This is a genomic window from Streptomyces shenzhenensis, assembly GCF_021462265.1.
Lineage (GTDB): Bacteria > Actinomycetota > Actinomycetes > Streptomycetales > Streptomycetaceae > Streptomyces > Streptomyces shenzhenensis.
Window position 1 is genome coordinate 87,406 of sequence record NZ_JAJONF010000023.1, and the last position, 18,836, is coordinate 106,241.

16 protein-coding genes and 1 pseudogene are annotated in these 18,836 nt (G+C 73.0%); 11 read left to right on the top strand and 6 right to left on the bottom strand.

The annotated features are described in order from the left end of the window. The first annotated feature begins 43 nt into the window (after window positions 1–43). From LQ326_RS27275 to LQ326_RS27290, 4 genes are all read left to right on the top strand, one after another. Entirely contained in the window at window positions 44–1,318 is a 1,275-nt protein-coding gene (locus LQ326_RS27275; protein WP_372496967.1) for an MbnB/TglH/ChrH family RiPP precursor modification enzyme, read from the top strand. Between the two features lie 259 nt (window positions 1,319–1,577). Continuing rightward, window positions 1,578–2,369 carry a DUF4142 domain-containing protein gene (locus tag LQ326_RS27280; RefSeq protein WP_234540726.1) on the top strand — a complete coding sequence of 264 codons (792 nt, stop codon included), beginning with the start codon at window positions 1,578–1,580 and terminating at the stop codon, window positions 2,367–2,369. Between the two features lie 96 nt (window positions 2,370–2,465). Then, window positions 2,466–3,245, top strand: coding sequence for a TIGR04222 domain-containing membrane protein (locus tag LQ326_RS27285; RefSeq protein WP_234540736.1), 780 nt, complete (start codon window positions 2,466–2,468; stop codon window positions 3,243–3,245). A 153-nt stretch (window positions 3,246–3,398) separates the two neighbouring features. Further along, window positions 3,399–5,045, top strand: coding sequence for an alpha/beta hydrolase (locus tag LQ326_RS27290; RefSeq protein WP_234540738.1), 1,647 nt, complete (start codon window positions 3,399–3,401; stop codon window positions 5,043–5,045). Window positions 5,046–5,139: 94 nt separating this feature from the next. On the opposite strand, the gene hemQ is transcribed toward LQ326_RS27290, so the two are convergent. Continuing rightward, window positions 5,140–5,871, bottom strand: coding sequence for a hydrogen peroxide-dependent heme synthase (gene hemQ, locus LQ326_RS27295; RefSeq protein WP_234540740.1), 732 nt, complete (start codon window positions 5,869–5,871; stop codon window positions 5,140–5,142). Window positions 5,872–5,876: 5 nt separating this feature from the next. Next, window positions 5,877–7,334 (bottom strand): protoporphyrinogen oxidase, encoded by a 1,458-nt coding sequence (hemG, locus tag LQ326_RS27300; RefSeq protein WP_234540742.1) that lies wholly within the window; start codon window positions 7,332–7,334, stop codon window positions 5,877–5,879. 341 nt (window positions 7,335–7,675) lie between these two features. Here hemG and LQ326_RS27305 point away from each other — a divergent pair, with 341 nt between their 5' ends. Together LQ326_RS27305 and LQ326_RS27310 are read left to right on the top strand one after the other, a co-directional pair. Then, window positions 7,676–8,578, top strand: coding sequence for a DUF4349 domain-containing protein (locus LQ326_RS27305; RefSeq protein WP_234540745.1), 903 nt, complete (start codon window positions 7,676–7,678; stop codon window positions 8,576–8,578). A gap of 37 nt (window positions 8,579–8,615) precedes the next feature. Continuing rightward, window positions 8,616–10,004, top strand: coding sequence for an FAD-dependent oxidoreductase (locus LQ326_RS27310; protein WP_234540754.1), 1,389 nt, complete (start codon window positions 8,616–8,618; stop codon window positions 10,002–10,004). 128 nt (window positions 10,005–10,132) lie between these two features. Here the strand turns inward: LQ326_RS27310 and LQ326_RS27315 are convergent, their stop codons facing one another. Then, a complete protein-coding gene (locus LQ326_RS27315) occupies window positions 10,133–10,435 on the bottom strand; it encodes a hypothetical protein (protein ID WP_234540764.1) in 303 nt (100 codons plus the stop codon). A gap of 121 nt (window positions 10,436–10,556) precedes the next feature. On the opposite strand from LQ326_RS27315, the gene LQ326_RS27320 reads away from it, so the two are divergent. Beyond that, window positions 10,557–11,381: a rhomboid family intramembrane serine protease gene (locus tag LQ326_RS27320; protein ID WP_234540766.1), complete on the top strand. Its 825-nt coding sequence runs from the start codon at window positions 10,557–10,559 to the stop codon at window positions 11,379–11,381. 7 nt (window positions 11,382–11,388) lie between these two features. Here the strand turns inward: LQ326_RS27320 and hemE are convergent, their stop codons facing one another. Further along, window positions 11,389–12,456, bottom strand: coding sequence for a uroporphyrinogen decarboxylase (hemE, locus tag LQ326_RS27325; protein ID WP_234540768.1), 1,068 nt, complete (start codon window positions 12,454–12,456; stop codon window positions 11,389–11,391). Window positions 12,457–12,564: 108 nt separating this feature from the next. Between hemE and LQ326_RS27330 the strand changes: the two genes are divergently transcribed. From LQ326_RS27330 to LQ326_RS27340, 3 genes are all read left to right on the top strand, one after another. Beyond that, window positions 12,565–13,251, top strand: a complete 687-nt coding sequence (locus LQ326_RS27330; protein ID WP_234540770.1) for a DUF3000 domain-containing protein — start codon at window positions 12,565–12,567, stop codon at window positions 13,249–13,251. A 294-nt stretch (window positions 13,252–13,545) separates the two neighbouring features. Next, window positions 13,546–14,205 (top strand): helix-turn-helix transcriptional regulator, encoded by a 660-nt coding sequence (locus LQ326_RS27335; protein WP_055540149.1) that lies wholly within the window; start codon window positions 13,546–13,548, stop codon window positions 14,203–14,205. Between the two features lie 193 nt (window positions 14,206–14,398). Continuing rightward, complete coding sequence (locus tag LQ326_RS27340) at window positions 14,399–15,679, top strand: ribonuclease D (RefSeq protein ID WP_234540772.1); 1,281 nt, start codon at window positions 14,399–14,401, stop codon at window positions 15,677–15,679. Between the two features lie 16 nt (window positions 15,680–15,695). Here LQ326_RS27340 and LQ326_RS27345 read toward each other — a convergent pair whose 3' ends face one another. Then, complete coding sequence (locus LQ326_RS27345) at window positions 15,696–16,448, bottom strand: TetR/AcrR family transcriptional regulator (RefSeq protein WP_234540774.1); 753 nt, start codon at window positions 16,446–16,448, stop codon at window positions 15,696–15,698. 615 nt (window positions 16,449–17,063) lie between these two features. Between LQ326_RS27345 and LQ326_RS27350 the strand changes: the two genes are divergently transcribed. After that, entirely contained in the window at window positions 17,064–18,092 is a 1,029-nt protein-coding gene (locus tag LQ326_RS27350) for a hypothetical protein (protein ID WP_234540776.1), read from the top strand. 209 nt (window positions 18,093–18,301) lie between these two features. Here LQ326_RS27350 and LQ326_RS27355 read toward each other — a convergent pair. Continuing rightward, window positions 18,302–18,664 (bottom strand): annotated as a pseudogene (locus tag LQ326_RS27355) (ABC transporter permease subunit); the annotation flags it as partial. Between the last annotated feature and the right edge of the window lie 172 nt (window positions 18,665–18,836).

Sequence of the window (18,836 nt, forward strand, 5' to 3'; positions counted from 1 at the left end):
TCATACCCCCGTCATTCGAAGCAGGAGGGGGACGGCCATGACCTTGGAGCGGCTGGGGACGGGCATCGGCTGGCGGCCGGAGATCGCGGACATCGTGGAGCGCATGCCGGGCATCGACTGGGTCGAGGTCGTGGCCGAGAACACCTGTCCGGGCCACCTCCCCGAGTCACTGCGACGGCTGCGCGAGCGCGGGGTCACCGTCGTACCGCACGGCGTCTCGCTGGGTCTCGGCGGCGCGGACCGTCCGGACGAGGACCGGCTCGGGGCGCTCGCCGAGCGGGTGGCGGCGCTGGGCTCGCCGCTGGTCACCGAGCACATCGCGTTCGTCCGCGCGGGCGGCCCGCGCACGGCTTCGCCCGCCCTGGAAGCCGGTCACCTGCTCCCGGTCCCCCGCACCCGGGACACCCTCGACGTGCTCTGCGAGAACGTCCGCATCGCCCAGGCCGCGCTGCCGGTGCCGCTCGCGGTCGAGAACATCGCCGCGCTCATCTCGTGGCCGGGCGAGGAGATGACCGAGGGGCAGTTCCTGTACGACCTGGTGGACCGCACCGGGGTACGGCTGCTGATCGACGTGGCGAACCTGCACACCAACCACGTCAACCGGGGTGAGGACCCGGCCGAGGCGCTCGCCGAGCTGCCCGTCGAGGCGATCGCGTACGTCCATGTCGCGGGCGGCTTCGAGCGGGACGGCGTCTGGCACGACAGCCACGCCCACCCGGTGCCCCCGGCGGTCCTGGAGCTCCTGACCGGCCTGGCGTCCCGGGTCTCGCCGCCGGGTGTGCTGCTGGAGCGTGACGAGAACTTCCCGGAACCGGCCGAACTGGAGCGGGAGGTGGCGGCGATCCGGGCGGCGGTCGCGGCGGGCGGTGCGGGGGCCGGCGGCCGGTGGGAGCCCCCGTCGGCGGCTCCGGCGCCCGAGGTCCCGGAGGCCGTCCGGCAGCGGCTGGGGCTCGCGCAGGCCTCGGTGCTGTCGTCGCTGGTCGCCGGGACGCCGGTGCCGGAGGGATTCGACGGGGTGCGGATGGGGGTGCAGGCACGGGCGCTGGCCGCGAAGCGGGCGGACGTGGTGGCGAAGGTGGCGCCGGAGCTGCCGGAGATTCTCGGGGAGGGGTATCGGGCGGCGTTCCTGGCGTATGCGCAGGAGCGGCCGATGGCGGGGGGTTACCGGCGGGACGCGCTGGAGTTCGCGGCGGAGCTGCTGCGGGCGGGGCGGCCGGGGGACGGGGTCTCTTACCGGCGGTTGGAGCGGTGGTGGCTGGAGCGGGCGGGGGCGGCACCTCGCCGGTCGCTTGCGCGGAGGGTACTGCTGCGGGGATAGGGGCCCGGGGGGTGAGGACGCTTACCGGCGCTTGCCGGAGGGCGCGGCTTATAAGACACGGCTGGGCAGCGCCCCGTCAGGGGCGCGGGGAACTGCGCGACCAGCCCCCACCGGCCCGCAGCCGACACACGGCCCCCACGCCCCCGCCCCTGCTTCCGCCCCCACCCCTGCTTCGTCCGTCACACAATCCGACCGTATTCCTCACCCGTCGGTAATATGCCAACCCCGCACCCAACCGGCGTGCGGTGCTGGAGGCACTATGCGACCCCGACCCCCCGTCCAGGGACGAGGCATATTCAGCGGTACCGGGCTGATCATCGTCTGTCTCGCGGCGACCCTCGCCGCCCTGGTGTTCCCGATCTGGTCGTACGCCGACCGTTCCGACCCCACCGGGTCGGTGAACGTGCTCAGCGCCCGGACCGTGCCGACGGACTACGGCCCGCTGTCCGCGCAGGACCGGGACCTCATCGTCAAGGTCCGCCTCGCCGGGCTCTGGGAGCTGCCCGCCGGGGAGATGGCGGAGGAGAAGGGCACCACGCCGGCCGTACGGACGGCCGGGCAGCACCTCGTCGACGGGCACATCTCCCTCGACGCCCACCTCCGCACCGTCGCCACCCAGCTCGGCGTGCCGATCCCGAACGCGCCGAACGCCCAGCAGCAGCAGTGGCTCGCCACACTGAGCGCCGCACAGGGGCAGGACTTCGACCGGGAGTTCGCGAACATCGTGCGGCTGGCCCACGGCCGGGTCTTCTCCCTGGCCGCCCAGGTCCGCGCCGCCACCCAGAACACCCTGGTCCGCGACCTCGCCGACGACGCCGACACCACCGTCCTGGACCACATCAAGGTCCTGGAGGCGACGGGCTACGTCGACTTCGCCACGCTGGCACAGCAGTTGGCGACCACACCCGCCCCCGTGACCTCACCGCCCGTCGTCGCCCCGGCGGACGCGACCCCGGTCGCACCGGAGCCGGCATCGGCCCCCTCGCCGTCCTCGACGTACCCGCTGCCGCCCGCCACCGCCAGCCCGCCGCAGACCTCCCCGACCCCCTGACCCGCGCGGCAAACGGAACGTCACATACCGACAACACTCGGTCCGGAATGTGAACAGGGCATGGTGGCGGCCAAGCCCCTGGCATAGAAACATGTCATGTTCTGGGTCCTTCTCCTGCTCCTGGCCTGGGCCGTCGCCGGCACCGCCTGCACCCGGCTGTGCCTGGCCGCCGTGCGGACGGCGGCCGCCGACGCGGACGCGGGCCGAGGGCACGATCTGACGCTGTACGAGGCCGCGTTCCTGTCCGGCGGGCCCGCGCGGGTCGCGGATCTGACGCTGGTGTCCATGGCCCGGCAACGGCGGCTGCTGCTCGCCCACACCGGCTGGGCGACCGTCGTGGACCCGCGCGGGCGGGACGAGATGGAGCGGTCGGTGATAGGGGCCATCGGGCCCGACGGACAGTCGCGGATAGCACCGGTGCGCTCGGCGGCGGCCGACACGGACGCCGTGCGCAGTCTCGGCGAGGAACTGGTGCGGGCGGGGCTCGCGGTGCCCGACGCGGCGGCGCGGACCACGGTCGCGTCCGGTGTCCGGCAGGTGCGGGCCGCCGCGCTGGCGGTCCTCGGGCTCGGCGCCGCCGCGCTCACGCTGCCCGCTCCGACCGGGATGCCCCGCGACCTGGTCGCCGTGTGGTTCGCGCTGCCCCTCACCCTGACGCTGAGCTGTCTGGCCATCGCCCGGATCGAGGTGCACCCGTACTCGCGCTGGGCCTCCCCGGCCGGGCAGCGGCTCCTCGGCGTGCTGCACCGGCGGGCGAACCGGGCGGCCGACGACCAGTCGCTGCTGGCCTCCGTCGCCGTGCGCGGCATCCGCGCGATCGGCGAACCGGAGCTGCGTGCGGCCTTCGCACACCGGGACCAGCTGCCGCGGCCGTGAGCCGGGGCGCATCGGGGGCATTGCGCCGACACCGGCCCGGTGGTGCTTGCCTTCGCCCGCAACCGGTCGAAATATCCCTTTCATGCTGCCGTGCAGTCGCTGCGGTGCCGTTGCCGCCATGCCACCGCAGCCGTTGCACCGAAGGGATACGCCATGAGAGCCCCCGCCCTGTACTCGGCAGCCGGGTCCCTGATCCTCACCACCCTGGCCGCCGCCCCGGCCGGGAGCGTCCCCCGCGTCCCGGACACGGCGGCGGCCGAACTGCGCGGCACCGCCGTGGCCGCGGCGCGGGCGCGCGCGGCGGGCATCGGCTTCGGCCGGTGCGCCGCCGACCTGGAGGCGCCGGCCACCTTCCGGTGCGGCACGGTGAGCGTCCCGCTGGACTACGCGCACCCGGACGGCAAACAGATCAGACTGACCGTCAGCCGGGTGGCCGCGACCCACACGGACCCGCACAACAGCAAACGCAGGGTGCCCCGGCAGGGCGTCCTGGTCTACAACCCGGGCGGCCCCGGCGCCTCCGGGATGCTCTTCCCGATGATCGGCGCGCTGCCCGAGTGGAAGCGCATCGCCGCCTCCTACGACCTGGTCGGCTACGCCCCGCGCGGCGTCGGCCGCTCCGCCCCGCTGTCCTGCGTCGACCCCGGGCACTTCTTCAAGGCGCCGTCGCAGGCACCGACGCACCCTTCCGAGTCGTACAAGGAGGCCCGGATCACGGAGGCGAAGGCGTACGCGCAGGGCTGCCTCAAGCGCTCCGGCAGCGGGCTGCGTCACTACACCTCGCTCAACAACGCCCGTGACCTGGACGTGCTGCGCGCGGCGCTCGGTGAGGACCGGCTGACCTTCATGGGTGCCTCGTACGGTACCTACTTCGGGGCGCTGTACGCGACCCTCTTCCCCTCGCACGTACGGCGGATGGTGCTGGACTCGGCGGTGAACCCGGACCCCGAGCGGATCTGGTACCGGAACAACCTGGAGCAGTCGGCCGCGTTCGAGGGCCGGTGGGCGGACTTCCGGGAGTGGATCGCCCGGCACGACGACGTGTACGGGCTCGGCGACACGGCCGCGAAGGTGCAGGCGAGTTACGACAGGGCGAGCAGGCGGCTGGCCAGGAAGGCGGCCGCCGGGAAGGTCGGGCCGGGACAGTTGCAGGGCGCATTCCTGTCGGCCGGGTACTACGACGACTTCTGGCCGAGCCGTGCCGACGCGCTGTCGAGGTTCCTGAAGGGGGACGCCGGGCCGCTGGTCCGGCTGGCGGCGCCGACGGCGGAGACGGCCGCCGAGGCGGAGAACTCCAACGCGGTCTACACCGCCGTCGAGTGCAACGACGCGCCCTGGCCCACGGACTGGAAGACCTGGGACCAGGACAACACCCGGCTGGCGCGGGTGGCACCCTTCGAGACCTGGGGCAACGCCTTCATGAATCTGCCGTGCGCCTACTGGCCGGTGCCCCGGCAGCAGGCACTCGACGTGCGCACGGGCCCCGGTGAGCTGCCGCCGACGCTCATCCTGCAGGCCGAGCGGGACGCGGCCACGCCGTACACGGGCGCGCTGGAGATGAACCGGCGCCTGTCCGGCTCGGTCCTGGTGACCGAGCGGGACGCGGGCACGCACGGCATCGGCGGCGGCCCCAACCAGTGCGTGAACGGCTACCTGGAGGCCTACCTGCTGGAGGGCCGGCTCCCCGAGCGGCGCGCCTCCTGCGCGGGGCACCCGGAGCCGAAGGCGTCGGTGCCGGCCGACCACACCCGGCGGAAGAACCCCCGGGTCTCCCTGACGGGGGAGGCCGGCCGACGCTGACGACCGTCACGACCGCGATGCCCTTACGGCGCCCGGTGCCGCGTCTCCCGGGGGACCCCCGGACCCCCGGCCGCACCCGGGCACCGCAGAACCGTCAGGCGAGCCCCGCGACCAGCTCCGCCACCGACTTACGGCGCCCGGTGTAGAACGGGATCTCCTCGCGGACGTGCCGGCGGGCCTCGGAACCGCGCAGGTGGCGCATGAGGTCGACGATGCGGTACAGCTCGTCCGCCTCGAAGGCCAGCACCCACTCGTAGTCGCCGAGCGAGAACGAGGCGACCGTGTTGGCGCGCACGTCCGGGAAGCCGCGGGCCATCTTGCCGTGGTCGGCGAGCATCCGGCGGCGGTCCTCGTCGGGCAGCAGGTACCACTCGTAGGACCGCACGAACGGGTAGACGCTGATGTAGTTGCGCGGCGTCTCGTCGGCGAGGAACGCCGGGATGTGCGAGCGGTTGAACTCGGCGGGGCGGTGCAGCGCCATGTTCGACCACACCGGTGCGAGGGCGCGGCCGAGCCTGGTGCGGCGGAAGAGGTTGTAGGCCTCCTGGAGCTGGTCGCTGGTCTCGGCGTGCCACCAGATCATCAGGTCGGCGTCGGCGCGCAGACCGGAGACGTCGTAGGTGCCGCGGACCGTCACGTCCTTGGCGGCGAGCTGGTCGAACAGCTCCTGGACCTCGTCGGCGTAGCCCGCGCGGTCCTCGGGCAGCACGTCCTTCAGCTTGAATACCGACCACAGGGTGTAGCGGATGACCTCGTTGAGGTCCTTGGCCAGCTTGCCCTTGTTCGGGATCCTGCCGGACTCGGTGGTGGGGGCGTCGTCACTCATGGTCCCTATTCTCCCGCTCCCCCGTGCAGACTCTGCACCGGGTTGGCCGTCAGCTCCGCGACGCCGCTGAGGTCGCCTGCCAGCTGGTCCACCGCCGCGTACGCGCTCGCGATGCAGGCGGGGATGCCCACACCGTCGTACTGCGCCCCGCAGACCGCGAGGCCCGGCAGCCCCGCGACGTGCTCGCGGACGCGGGCCACGCGCGCGTGGTGGCCGACCGGGTACTGGGGCAGGCCCTCGGTCCAGCGGGTGACACGGGTGGCGAGGGGGACCGCGTCGAGGCCGGTGGCCTCGCGCAGGTCGTGCCGGGACAGCTCCACGAGGTCGGCGTCCTCGCGGCCGAGGATCGCGGTCTCGCCGTACCGGCCGACCGAGGTGCGCAGGACGACCGTGTCCGGGTTCTCGTCGGCGATCCAGCCCCACTTCTGGGAGGCGAAGGTGGAGGCCTTGATGGTGTGGCCGTCGACGGGCGGGACGAGGAAGCCGCTGCCCGCGGGAAGAGCGACGTCGGCGCGGCGGTAGGCGAGGGTGATCAGGGCCATCGAGGCGTACTCGACGGCGGCCAGCTCGGCCGCGGCGGCGGGCACCTCGGCGCGCAGCAGGCCGGCGGCCGCGGGGGCGGGAACGGCGACGACCACGGCGTCGGCGGACAGCACCCGGCCGGGCGTGCTGATCCGCCAGCCCTGGGGTTCCCTGCGCAGTCCGGTCACGGGCGTCCCGGTCAGGATCTCCCCGCCGCGGGCCCGGACGGACTCGGCCACCGCGAGCGGCAGGGTGCCCACGCCGCCCTCGATGCCCATGAAGACCGGGCCGGTCTGCTGGTCGGCCGCCGCCTTGGCCTGGATCTCGCGGACGGCCTCGGTGAGCGAGGCGTGGGTTCTGGCCGCCTGGTAGAGCTGCGGGACCGCCGAGCGCAGCGAGATGCGGTAGGCGTCGCCCGCGTAGACCCCGCCGAGCAGGGGCTCGACCAGCCGGTCGACGACCTCCCGGCCGAGCCGGGCGGCCACGTACTCCCCCACCGCCACGTCGTCGCCGATCTCGGTGCGGGGCAGGTCGGCGTCGCGCTCGATGCGGTCGAGACCCTCCTGGGACAGCACCCCGGACAGCGCGGCGGCGGTGCCGGGTACACCCATGACGTGGCCCTTGGGCATCGGGCGCAGGGCACCCCGGGTCCAGATCGAGGCGGTGGCGGTGGCCGGCGGCTGCAGCCGGCCGGAGAGGCCCGCCGCGCGGGCGAGGGCGACCGCCTCGGGCCGGCGGGCCAGCATCGACTCGGCGCCCAGGTCGACCCGCACGCCCGCGATCTCGCCCGGCAGCAGCTTGCCGCCGACTCTCTCGGAGGCCTCCAGCACGGTCACGTGCGCACCGCGCTCCAGCAGCCGGTGGGCCGCGGCCAGCCCCGCGATCCCGGCTCCGATGACGACGACCCGATCCGTACCCGTACCCGTGCCCGTTGCGCTCATGTCCTCACTCTCTCAGACCGTTCCTGGAGACTGAGCGGGGAGTCCTGTTGCCAGGTCTCGTGCTCAGCCGAACGCCCCGGACGGTGTTGGGCTTTCTGGTCGGCCGCGTTCGCTGCGCGTCCGGAGAGCGCGCCCGCCGTCCCGAGGCTCACTCACGCGGGCCAGAACGCACTCGAGAGCCATCGACAGCCGACTGTTCACAACCCCGCCGGCACTCCCACGCCGGCCCGGTGACCCGTACGCGTCCGGACCGTGACCGCATCGGGACCGGCGCCGTCAAACGTCCCGGCCCGTCCCGGCGTCGAAGGAGCGTCAGTCTTCACGACCCCCCGGGGGGAACCATGCGCCAACCCGTACGACCCGTACGCCCCGCCCTCACCGGCCTCCTGCTCGCCGCCGCCCTCGTCCTCGCCGGATGCGGTGCGAACGGCGGCTCCGACGGCAGCTCCGCCAGCGACGCACGGGCCGGCGCCGGCAGCGCGGCCCGGGAGGCGGTGGGCTCGGCGGGCGCCAAGGACAGCGGCAGCGGGGCCGCCCGGACGGTGCCCGGCCTCACCGCGAACCGGATCATCCGCACCGCGTCCCTGACCGTGCGGGTCAAGGACGTTCCCAAGGCCCTCGACGCGGCCCGGGTCACGGCCGAGGACGCGGGCGGCTACGTCGGCGACGAGACCACCGCGCGGGACTCGGCGGGCAACGAACACACCCGCGTGGTCCTGCGGGTCCCCGCCGGGAAGTACGACGAGGTGCTCACCGCCCTCCAGGGCGCGGGCAAGCTGATCGCCCGCACCGCGAAGGCGCAGGACGTCACCGACCAGGTGGTCGACGTGGACAGCCGGGTCAGGTCGCAGCGCGCCAGCGTGGCCCGGGTCCGCGAGCTGATGGACCGGGCGGCCAAGCTCAGTGACGTGGTCGCCCTCGAAGGTGAGCTGAGCAGCCGGGAGGCCGACCTGGAGGCCCTGCTCGCCCAGCAGGCGTCCCTGAAGGACCGCACCAGCATGGCCACGATCACGCTGTCCCTCACGCAGACACCGGTGGCGAAGACCGCGAAGAAGGACGACAGCCCGGGGTTCGTGGACGCCTTGTCCGGCGGCTGGCACGTCTTCGTCACCATGCTGCGCTGGATCGCCCTGGCCCTGGGCGCGGCCCTGCCGTTCGCGGCCCTGGCGGCCGTACTGGCGCTGTTGTGGTGGAAGGGCGTCCGCCGGCGCCGTGCCACCGCCCGGCCCCGCGGCGAGACCTGAGCGAGCCCGAAAGGACCGCGCCCCGTAGCGTGTTCGCATGAGCATGCACAGTGGGCGGGAACGACTGGTCGTGATCGGCGGTGACGCCGCGGGCATGTCCGCAGCGTCCCAGGCACGCCGGCTGCGGGGACCGGACGAACTGGAGATCGTGGCCTTCGAGCGCGGCCACTTCACCTCCTATTCGGCGTGCGGGATCCCGTACTGGGTCGGCGGAGACGTCGACGAACGGGACCAGTTGGTCGCCCGGTCGCCCGAGGAGCACCGCGCCCGCGCGATCGACCTCCGGATGCGTACCGAGGTCACCGAGATCGACGTGGCCGGGAAGCGGGTACGCGCGCGTGACGTCGATTCCGGCGCCGAGTCCTGGACGCCGTACGACCGACTCGTCATCGGGACCGGCGCCCGCCCGGTCCGCCCCGACATGCCGGGCGCGGACGCGCCGGGGGTGCACGGTGTGCAGACCCTGGACGACGGCCAGGCACTCCTCGACACGCTGGCCCGCACGGGTGGCCGCCGGGCCGTGGTGGTCGGCGCCGGCTACATCGGCGTGGAGATGGCCGAGGCGCTGATCAACCGGGGCTACCAGGTGACGGTCGTCAACCGCGGCAGCGAGCCGATGTCCACGCTCGACCCCGACATGGGCCGCCTGGTGCACGAGGCCATGGAGGGCCTCGGCATCACCATGGTGAACGACACCGAGGTCACCAAGGTGCTCACCGGCCAGGACGGCCGGGTGCGCGCGGTGGCGACGGAGGCCGCCGAGTACCCGGCGGACGTGGTGATCCTGGGCATCGGCGTGCGCCCGGAGACCGGTCTCGCCCGGGCGGCGGGCCTGCCCGTCGGCCGGCACGGCGGCCTGCTCACCGACCTCGCGATGCGGGTACGCGGTCACGTGGACATCTGGGCCGGCGGCGACTGCGTGGAGGTCCTGAACCTGGTCTCGGGCCAGGAGCAGTACATACCGCTGGGCACCCACGCCAACAAGCACGGCCAGGTCATCGGCACCAACGTGGGCGGCGGCTACGCCACCTTCCCGGGGGTCGTCGGCACGGCGGTGAGCAAGGTCTGCGACCTGGAGATCGCCCGCACCGGCCTGCGCGAGAAGGACGCCCTCCGGGTGGGCCTCCAGTTCGAGACGGTCACCATCGAGTCCACGAGCCGCGCCGGCTACTACCCCGGCGCGAACCCCATGACGGTCAAGATGCTCGCCGAACGCCGCACGGGCCGCCTGCTCGGCGTCCAGATCGTCGGCCGCGAGGGCGCGGGCAAACGCGTCGACATCGCGGCGGTCGCCCTCACGGCGAACATGACGGTGGAACAGATGACGGCCCTGGACCTGGGCTACGCGCCACCGTTCTCCCCGGTGTGGGACCCGGTACTGGTGGCGGCACGGAAGGCGGCGACCAAGGTGCGCGACGCTCGCTGAAGCACCCGTCAGGGGCGCGGGGCGGTAGCCGATATGCGGCTACCGCCGCGATGGGGGTCCCCCCGCTCGAGCGAAGCCGAGAGTGGGGGAGCGACCAGCTCCCACCGGACCGGCACCCCGCAACGCGGCTAAGCCGTCCCGCTGATCCGCGGCAGCGAAGTGACCCCCGCCCCTCCCGGCGCGGCCGCGGCGGCAGGCTGCTCGGCCCCCGTCCGCGCATGCGCCGCCGCCGGCCGGGTCGACCGCAGCCGGTTGCTCACCGCCTCGTCCAGCGTCACCGGCCGCTGCATCTGTGCGGCGAGCCGCCCCGCTTCCTGACCGAGCCGTGCCACGTCCTCCCAGGGAAGCCGCACGACGAGGGAGAGCTCCGCCTCACCGTCGGGGAGCGCCTGCATGGGAGGGAATGTCTGAGGAGTAACCCGGTCGTTCATCGCCTGTTCCTCACGTCGCCTGAAGCTCACGTCGGTCGCAAGGAGATACGCACGCGCGCGTGCCGGCGTTCACCGGAACTCCCCGCGCTTCGAGCACCCCCCGTCTGGGCACTAGTCAGCTGTGGTCATCCCCGTTCATGACGTGAACCCGGCGCGTCGCACGCCTTACGTGACGTACGCGTTGATCGCCGCGAACGTGCTCGTCTTCCTGTTCACGCCCGGCATAGCCGACTCCGTGGCCGGCGGCAGCGACCTGGCGCAGCTGTGCCATCTGCAGGCTTTCATGGACCACTACGCGGCGGTGCCCCGGGAGCTGATCCACCATCAGATGCCGCAGGCGGTCCCGACCGGTCAGGTGGGCCTCGGCCGCGACGGTCCCGGCTGTGTCCTCGGCGCGCCCGGTTACCAGAAGTCGCCGCCGCTGTCGGTGTTCACCGCGATGTTCCTGCACGGCAGCTGGCTGCACCTGCTGGGCAACATGCTGTTCCTGCTGATCTTCGGCAACAACGTCGAGGACCGGATGGGACACATCCGGTACTTCCTCTTCTACGTGGTCTGCGGCTACGCGGCCGGTTACGGCTTCGCGCTCCTCAACGCCTCGTCGGGTGATCCGCTGATCGGCGCGTCCGGCGCGATCGCCGGGGTCCTGGGCGCGTACCTGGTCCTCTACCCGAAGGCCAGGGTCTGGGTGCTGGTCCCGTTCCTGGTCTTCCTGCCGCTGCGGCTGCCGGCCTGGCTGGTGCTGGGCTTCTGGTTCGTGCTCCAGGCCGTGTACTCGTCCGGCGAGGGCGTCTCCGACGCCGGGACGGTGGCGTACGCGGCGCATATCGTCGGCTTCCTGGTGGGCATGGTGCTCGCCTGGCCGCTCAAGCCGGGCACACCGCCGCCGCCGGAGCCGCGCGGCCTGCTGTTCGGCAGGCAGGCCCGGCCCCGGCACACGTGGTGAAGCCGCGTCAGCGGACGGTCTCGGTGTGGACGAACTCGGCGAGCCGGGTCAGCGCGTCGGGGTCGGTGGACGGCATCACGCCGTGGCCGAGGTTGAAGACATGGCCTTCGAGGCCGGCGGCCGCGTCGAGCACCTCGCGCGTCTTGGCCTCCACGACCTCCTTGCCGGCGAACAGGACCGTCGGGTCGAGGTTGCCCTGGAGCGCCTTGCCGGGGCCGACCCGGCGGGCGGCCTCGTCGAGCGGGACCCGCCAGTCGACGCCGACGACGTCCGCGCCGGCCTCGCCCATGAGCCTGAGCAGTTCGCCGGTGCCGACTCCGAAGTGGATGCGCGGGACGCCGTACCCGGCGACGGCCTCCAAGACCTTCGCGGAGGCGGGCATCGCCGAGTGCCGGTAGTCGGCGGGGGCCAGCGCCCCGGCCCAGGAGTCGAAGAGCTGGACGGCGGAGGCGCCGGCCTCGATCTGCACCTTCAGGAACGCGGCCGTGATGTCGGCGAGGCGGTCGAGCAGGTCGGCCCACAGCTGCGGGTCGCCGTACATCATCGCCTTGGCGTTCTCGTACGTGCGCGAGGGGCCGCCCTCGACGAGGTAGCTGGCGAGGGTGAAGGGGGCGCCGGCGAAGCCGATCAGCGGGGTCGGGCCGAGCTCGCGGGTGAGCAGGCCGACCGCCTCGGTGACGTACGGGACGTCCTCGGGGGTGAGGTCCCGGAGCCGGGCGAGGTCGGCGCGGGTGCGGACCGGATCCGCGACGACCGGGCCGACGCCCGGCTTGATGTCGAGGTCGATGCCGATGGCCCTGAGCGGGACGACGATGTCGCTGAAGTAGACCGCCGCGTCCACCTTGTGCCGGCGCACCGGCTGGAGTGTGATCTCGGTGACCAGCTCGGGCCGCACGCACGACTCCAGCATCGGGATGCCTTCGCGTACCTTGTGGTACTCCGGCAGCGAGCGACCGGCCTGCCGCATGAACCACACGGGGGTGTGCGGCACGGGTTCACGCCTGCACGCCTTGAGGAAGGCACTGTCGTACGTCGCTGTCGGCTGCTGGCCCGTGGGGCTTCCGTTCGCACTCACGACGGCAAGTCTCGCACGCCCCGCAGACCGGCGGCGCGGCGCCCTTACGTGGTCCTTAGGTGGTGTCTCTCCCTGCGCGAAGGCGTCGTTCCCCTTACTCTTCCCCGCATGGCTGCGGCTCAGGGACGACTGTCGGACGGCGCTGGCGGGATGGGCGAGGGGAAGGACACCGGGGAGGACGAAGGGCATACCGGGAGTACGGCGCCGCCGGTACCGCCGGCCTTCCGGGCCGCGGTCGACGCGTTGCGCGGTGCCCGGCTGCGGCCGCAGGTCGAGGTGGAGCCGACGCCCGCCCCGCAGCGCCTCGCCCCGTTCGCGTACGCCGTGGAGGCGGCGGTGGTCGACGGCGACCAGGATCTGGCCGACGGGCGTCTGGTGCTGTTGCACGACCCGGCCGGGCACGAGGCCTGGCATGGCACCTTCCGGCTGGTCACGCTGGTGCGCGCGGAGCTGGAGCCGGAGATGGCGGCCGATCCGCTGCTGCCGGACGTCTGCTGGGCGTGGCTGACCGGCGCCCTTCAGGCGCGCGGCCTGTCGTACGGCGAGCCGAGCGGGACCGTGACGCGCGCCAGTTCGCACTACTTCGGCGGGCTGTCGGCGCGACCCGCCGCCTCGCAGATCGAGATCCGGGCCTCCTGGACGCCCCGCGAGGGCCGCTCCGGCGCCCCGGACACCGCCGCCCACCTCGCCTCCTGGTGCGACCTGCTGGCGCAGGTGGCGGGCCTGCCCCCGGCCGCCCCGGGCGACGCCTCGGTGGTCACACTGCCGCAGCGCCGCGACCCGCAGGCGCGCTGAACCCTCACCGCCGCCGATCGGGACCCGTCCACCCGGGCCCCGTCGACTCACCCGTCATTGACCATCTCTTTGTCGATACGGCCACTTTCTGTCCCGTACCGCAACAGCCCGAACCGATTCGATCTTCGGATGATCGATCGCGCGTCCGAATTGCACGGATTGTTACTCACCAGATCGTGATCATTCTCTAAAGGCGGACGGGTTTGATGCCGAAGACGACTGTGACCTTGAAAGTACGGTTCGTCCCGGCTTCTTCCCCCACAAGCCGGCCCCGTCCCCCACCCAGGAGGCCTGGTGTCCGTTCTCCTAGAGCAGCCCGCAAGCCTGGTCGCCTACCGCCCGAACAAGCCCACCGCCATGGTGGTCGTGGCCGACCCGCGCGTCCGCTCCACCGTCACCCGCCATCTGTGGGCGCTCGGTGTGCGCGATGTCATCGAGGCCTCGTCCATCGCGGAGGCTCGTCCCCGCATCGGCAACCCCCGCGACATCTGCGTCGCCGACGTCCACCTCCCCGACGGCTCCGGCCTGACCCTCCTGTCCGAGACCCGCGCGGCGGGCTGGCCCAACGGCCTGGCCCTGTCCGCCGCCGACGACATCGGCGCCGTGCGCAACGCCCTGGCCGGCGGCGTCAAGGGCTACGTCGTCACCGGTACCCGCACCAACATCGGGCTCCCCACCCGACCCGGTGCCGCCCCCCTCGGCTCCGCCGCCCGTATGCACCGCCGCCCCCCGGGTGCCCCGAGCCACCCGGGCGGCTACCGCGAGCTCTCCGGCCGTGAGGTCGAGGTGCTCCGGCTGGTCGCGGAGGGCCAGTCGAACAAGGCGATCGGCGTCTCGATGGGACTGTCCGCCCTCACCGTCAAGAGCCACCTCGCCCGCATCGCCCGCAAACTCGGCACGGGCGACCGCGCCGGGATGGTCGCCGTGGCCCTGCGCACCGGCATCATCCACTGACCGAACGACTCCTATTGCACATGCGTTCACCGGTGTGACCGGACCGGCCGCTGGTCCGTCGTCATGCCGTAGCCCCTTGTCCCCCGTTCGTGGACCTGATCCTTCCCCGGCCTGACTGGTTTACGACCCTTCGGCGTCCGTCGGCGGAACGTTCCGTCGACGGACGCCGTCCCCACACAGATACCCTTGACAGGTGACCGACGCCCAAGACACCGCAGCAGACAGTTCACTGCGCACCACCGGGGGCACTCCTCCGGACGACGCCGGATCTTCTGTGACGGAGGCGCCGATCCCCTTGCTCGAGCCCCGTGAGGGCATTCCGCCGGTAGTCGTGGACGAGGCCGTGCTGGCCCGTGTGATCGCCGCCTTCGCGGCCGGCTCCGGCCCCGTCGCCGTCGACGCCGAGCGTGCCTCCGGCTACCGCTACGGCCAGCGCGCCTACCTCCTCCAGCTGCGCCGGGAGGGCGCCGGGACCGCGCTGATCGACCCCGTCGCCTGCCCCGACCTGTCCGGCCTCGGCGAGGCACTGGCCGGCGTCGAGTGGGTGCTGCACGCGGCCACCCAGGACCTGCCCTGCCTGCGCGAGATAGGCATGACGCCCAGCAGCCTCTTCGACACCGAGCTGGCCGGACGGCTCGCCGGGTTCCCCCGGGTCGGACTGGGCGCGATGGTCGAGGGCGTCCTCGGCTTCGTGCTGGAGAAGGGCCACTCCGCGGTCGACTGGTCGACCCGGCCGCTGCCCGAGCCCTGGCTGCGGTACGCGGCGCTGGACGTCGAACTGCTCGTGGACCTGCGGGACGCCCTGGAGAAGGAGCTGGACCGGCAGGGGAAGCTGGAGTGGGCACGGCAGGAGTTCGACGCGATCGCGGCCGCGCCGCCGGCCGAGCCGAGAAAGGACCCCTGGCGCCGGACGTCGGGGATGCACAAGGTGCGCCGGCGCCGGCAGCTCGCGGTGGTGCGGGAGCTGTGGGAGACCCGGGACCGGATCGCGCAGAAGCGGGACGTCTCGCCGGGCAAGGTCCTCAGTGACGCGGCGATCGTGGAGGCGGCGCTGTCGCTCCCGGCCAACGTGCACGCCCTCGCGGGGCTGAACGGCTACGGCCACCGGATGGGGCGGCGGCAGCTGGAGCAGTGGCAGGCGGCGGTGGACCGTGCCAAGGCGCTGCCGGACGCCACGCTGCCGCAGCCGGGACAGCCGGTGACGGGGCCGCCGCCACCCCGGGCGTGGGCCGACAAGGACCCCGCCGCGGCGGCTCGCCTGTCGGGGGCCCGGGCCGCGGTGTCGGCGCTGGCCGAGCGGCTCACCATGCCGCAGGAGAACCTGATCGCGCCGGACACCGTGCGCCGGATCTGCTGGGAGCCGCCCAATGTCGTCGACGCGGAGACCGTGGGGGCGGCGCTGGCGGGGTACGGCGCGCGGCCCTGGCAGGTGGAGCAGGTGACCCCGGTGCTGGTGGCGGCGCTGTCCGCCTAGTCGGACGCTCGCTCACTCACTCCGGGCCGCCGTCTTCGGCCGCATCGGCTGATTCAGCCGGTTCAGGCGGTTCAGCCGGTTCGGCCGGTGCTTCCCGGTCGGCCGGGCCGCCTTCCAGGAACGCGGTGTAGAGATGCCTGCCCCGGTCCACGGAGAGGTCGAGTTCGGGCAGGAGGTCCGGGACCGCGATCGCGGTCACCAGGTTGCGGTACATGCGCGAGATCCGCGCTTCGACATTTCCCATGTGCCGGTCGACGGTGTTCGAGATGAGCACCACTCCGGCCCAGTTCCCCGCGATCTGGTGGGCCTGCTGCTCCACATCGACGAACGGTTTCAGCTCTCCGCGTCGCCGTGCCTCGGCGAGTTGTCCCGCGTTGAAGTCGATCCAGTCCGGCCAGGGGGTGCCATAGGTTTCCGGCGCATTACTGTGGAACGAGAGTTTCAAGGCGGCCTGCAGGGCGTTCTCGTGGGAGATCCGGTACGCCAGGATCATCCCTATGTCGATCGCCTCCTGGAGCATGAACCGCTGTTCTCGCAGGCCGTCCATGGTCAGCGTGTTCTGCATGATGGCCGTCGCCACTTCGATCTTTCCACCCGGGAAATGCCGGTAGAAGGCCCCCTTGCTGGTCCGCGCGGCGGCGATGAGGTCACCGACCGACGTCCCTTCGTAGCCGTCCCTCACGAAAAGCGCGCCGGCGGTGTCGAGAATCCGCTGCCTGGTGTCGATGGCGCGCTGCTGCTGACGTCGCGGCCTGCGCGGGTTGCTCATTCGATCTCGCCTTCGAGGCCCATTCACGGATGCCTGACCGAATGGGCATTGTCCGGGACAGCCGCGTACGCATGTCAGAACGCCTTTCCGGGCGGACCGCGTACGCGTTGATCAGCCCGCCGATACTACCGCGCGGACCGGACCGGCCGAGGGGCCCGAGGGAGTACGGAGGTCCGCTCCGCGGCCTCCGACAGGACGTAAGCGCCAGTCACCGCATGCGGTACTGACCGGTCTCGCAACCCTTCACGACAACTTCGGCCTTTAACCATGGTTGCTTGACGTCCCTCGGCCCGGGTTCCAGACTGGTCGTCACCAGAAGAGACCGAACGGTCCCTTCTGGCGCGGACGTCATCCGTCAGCACGAAGAACTCCGGCTCTTGAGGCGGGTCGTACCGGTTGCAGGGAGTCGAACAGAAGAGACCACTTGGTCCAGCCGAGACCCGATGGCACGAGTGCCCGGCCGCTCCCATGCCCACCGGAGCCCACCCGGCCGGACCCGGCGCCACAGTGCCGTTTCAGACAGTTTCGCCGGCCGCACGGCGAGCCGGACCGAGGTTCCGCCCCACCCTGTCCGCACCCGGTGACCCCGCTGACCCCGCCCAGGAGCTCCGCGCCATGACCAGCGTCCCGCCCTCCGCCCTCGCGGCCGTGCTGCGGGCCGATCCCGCCGCCGGTGCCGTGGCGGTGGTCGCCCCGTACGACGGCGAGGGCTCGTATCCACGGGCCTTCGCGCGGTACGGCTGGCGGACCGTGGCCGTCCTCCCGGAGCACCGGCTGCGCCCGCCGGCGTACCGGAACGCGCCGCCTCCCTCCGGGTACGGCGACACGGTGGTGCACCGGGGGCTGCGCCAGACGGTCAAGGCGCTGCGGGCGCTGGGGGTGTCTGCCGTCGTCGCGGGCGGCGCGGGGGGCATCGAGCTGGCCGAGCGGATCGCCTGGCAGCTCGGTCTTCCGGGCGCCGATCCGGCGTCCTCGGCGCTGAGGTACGACCGCGGCGCCCAGGCGGCCCGGCTGGCCCGGGTGGGGATCCCGGCACTGCGGGGCATCCGCACCGCGCGGCTGGCCGACGCCGTGGCCTGGGCCCGGTCGTACCCCACGGCCGGTTACCTGCTCGCCCCGGCGGCCGCCGGAACCCCGGTCGACGCGGTGGGGTGCGCGGACGAACGCGGGATCGGCGCGGCCTGGCCGGCGCTGTGGCACGCGGCCGCCCGGCACTCCGGCAGCCCGCACCTGGTGCTCACCGAGGTGCCCGGCCGCCGCCGGTACACGGTCGACACCGTCACCCGTCCGGGCCCGGACGGGCGGCCCGAACATGTCGTCACCGGCCTGCGGGTGGACGCCCCCGTCGGCGCGCGCCCGCCGGGCGGCCCGCAGGCCCGGGCCCTCGCGCGCTACACGGCCCGGGTGCTGGACGCGCTCGGCGTGGTGTGCGGCCCGGCCACCACCCGGCTCGCGTACGGCGACGACGGCACGGCGGGCGACGGCACGGCGGGCGACGGGCCGCGGCTGGTCTGCGCGCTCGCGGCGCCGGTCATGACACCGGCCGACGAGGCACCACGGACGGCGGCGGACCGCCACCGGCCGGACGGCGTGCCGGTCCCCCGGACCACGCCCGGCGGCCCCTTCTTCCACGGCCGTTCCTGACCCGGGCCACCGCACGCACCCCACCACCCGAGAGGAGCCCCCGTGCCCACGTCACCCGCACACCGGTCCGGCCCCGCCCGCCCCCGGCGCCTGCTGACCGGGAACGCCCGCATCCTGGAGCTGGGCGTACCGCGGACCGGTCCTGGCCCGGCCGGCCCGGGCCGGCCGGGCGAGCACGTCGTGACCGCCGTTGACCGCCGTGCCCGACGTCACCTGGTCGCGCCGCGCATGAAGCCGTGGCAGATGAAGCGCTGCAGGCACCGGAAGACGACGAGTGTCGGCAGGATGACCAGGATCGCGCCCGCCGAGATGATCTCCCAGTGCGCTCCGTAGCGGCCCCGGAAGCGGAACAGGGTCGTCGAGATGACGCCGAGGTTCTGGGACGGCATGTAGAGGAACGGGATGTAGAAGTCGTTGTAGACGGCGATCCCCTTCACGATCACCACGGTCGCGATCGCCGGTTTCAGCAGCGGCAGGATGATCCTCAGGCAGATGGTGAACGCGTTCGCGCCGTCGAGGCGGGCCGATTCGTCCGGGGAGACCGGGATCGAGCGGACGAACTGCAGGAAGAGCGCGGGCTTCCTACGTCGGTTGCTGAGCCGCCGCGCAGAGGGCCAGCCCCCGCGGCGGAGCCGCATGCCGATACAGTCCATACAGTCCCGCGCCCCTGAAGGGGCGCTCCAGCGGAGGCACCTTCGTATGTGACCTTCGCCGCTCCCCCCGCCAGGACTGGGCAGTCACGTT

Excerpts from the sequence above, each read along its gene's own strand:
- LQ326_RS27315 (WP_234540764.1), bottom strand. The coding sequence starts at position 10,435 with ATGAACGACCGGGTTACTCCTCAGACATTCCCTCCCATGCAGGCGCTC.
- LQ326_RS27305 (WP_234540745.1), top strand. The coding sequence starts at position 7,676 with ATGCGCCAACCCGTACGACCCGTACGCCCCGCCCTCACCGGCCTCCTG.
- LQ326_RS27330 (WP_234540770.1), top strand. The coding sequence starts at position 12,565 with ATGGCTGCGGCTCAGGGACGACTGTCGGACGGCGCTGGCGGGATGGGC.
- LQ326_RS27280 (WP_234540726.1), top strand. The coding sequence starts at position 1,578 with ATGCGACCCCGACCCCCCGTCCAGGGACGAGGCATATTCAGCGGTACC.
- LQ326_RS27290 (WP_234540738.1), top strand. The coding sequence starts at position 3,399 with ATGAGAGCCCCCGCCCTGTACTCGGCAGCCGGGTCCCTGATCCTCACC.
- LQ326_RS27310 (WP_234540754.1), top strand. The coding sequence starts at position 8,616 with ATGAGCATGCACAGTGGGCGGGAACGACTGGTCGTGATCGGCGGTGAC.
- LQ326_RS27285 (WP_234540736.1), top strand. The coding sequence starts at position 2,466 with ATGTTCTGGGTCCTTCTCCTGCTCCTGGCCTGGGCCGTCGCCGGCACC.
- LQ326_RS27350 (WP_234540776.1), top strand. The coding sequence starts at position 17,064 with ATGACCAGCGTCCCGCCCTCCGCCCTCGCGGCCGTGCTGCGGGCCGAT.
- hemQ (WP_234540740.1), bottom strand. The coding sequence starts at position 5,871 with ATGAGTGACGACGCCCCCACCACCGAGTCCGGCAGGATCCCGAACAAG.
- hemG (WP_234540742.1), bottom strand. The coding sequence starts at position 7,334 with ATGAGCGCAACGGGCACGGGTACGGGTACGGATCGGGTCGTCGTCATC.
- LQ326_RS27345 (WP_234540774.1), bottom strand. The coding sequence starts at position 16,448 with ATGAGCAACCCGCGCAGGCCGCGACGTCAGCAGCAGCGCGCCATCGAC.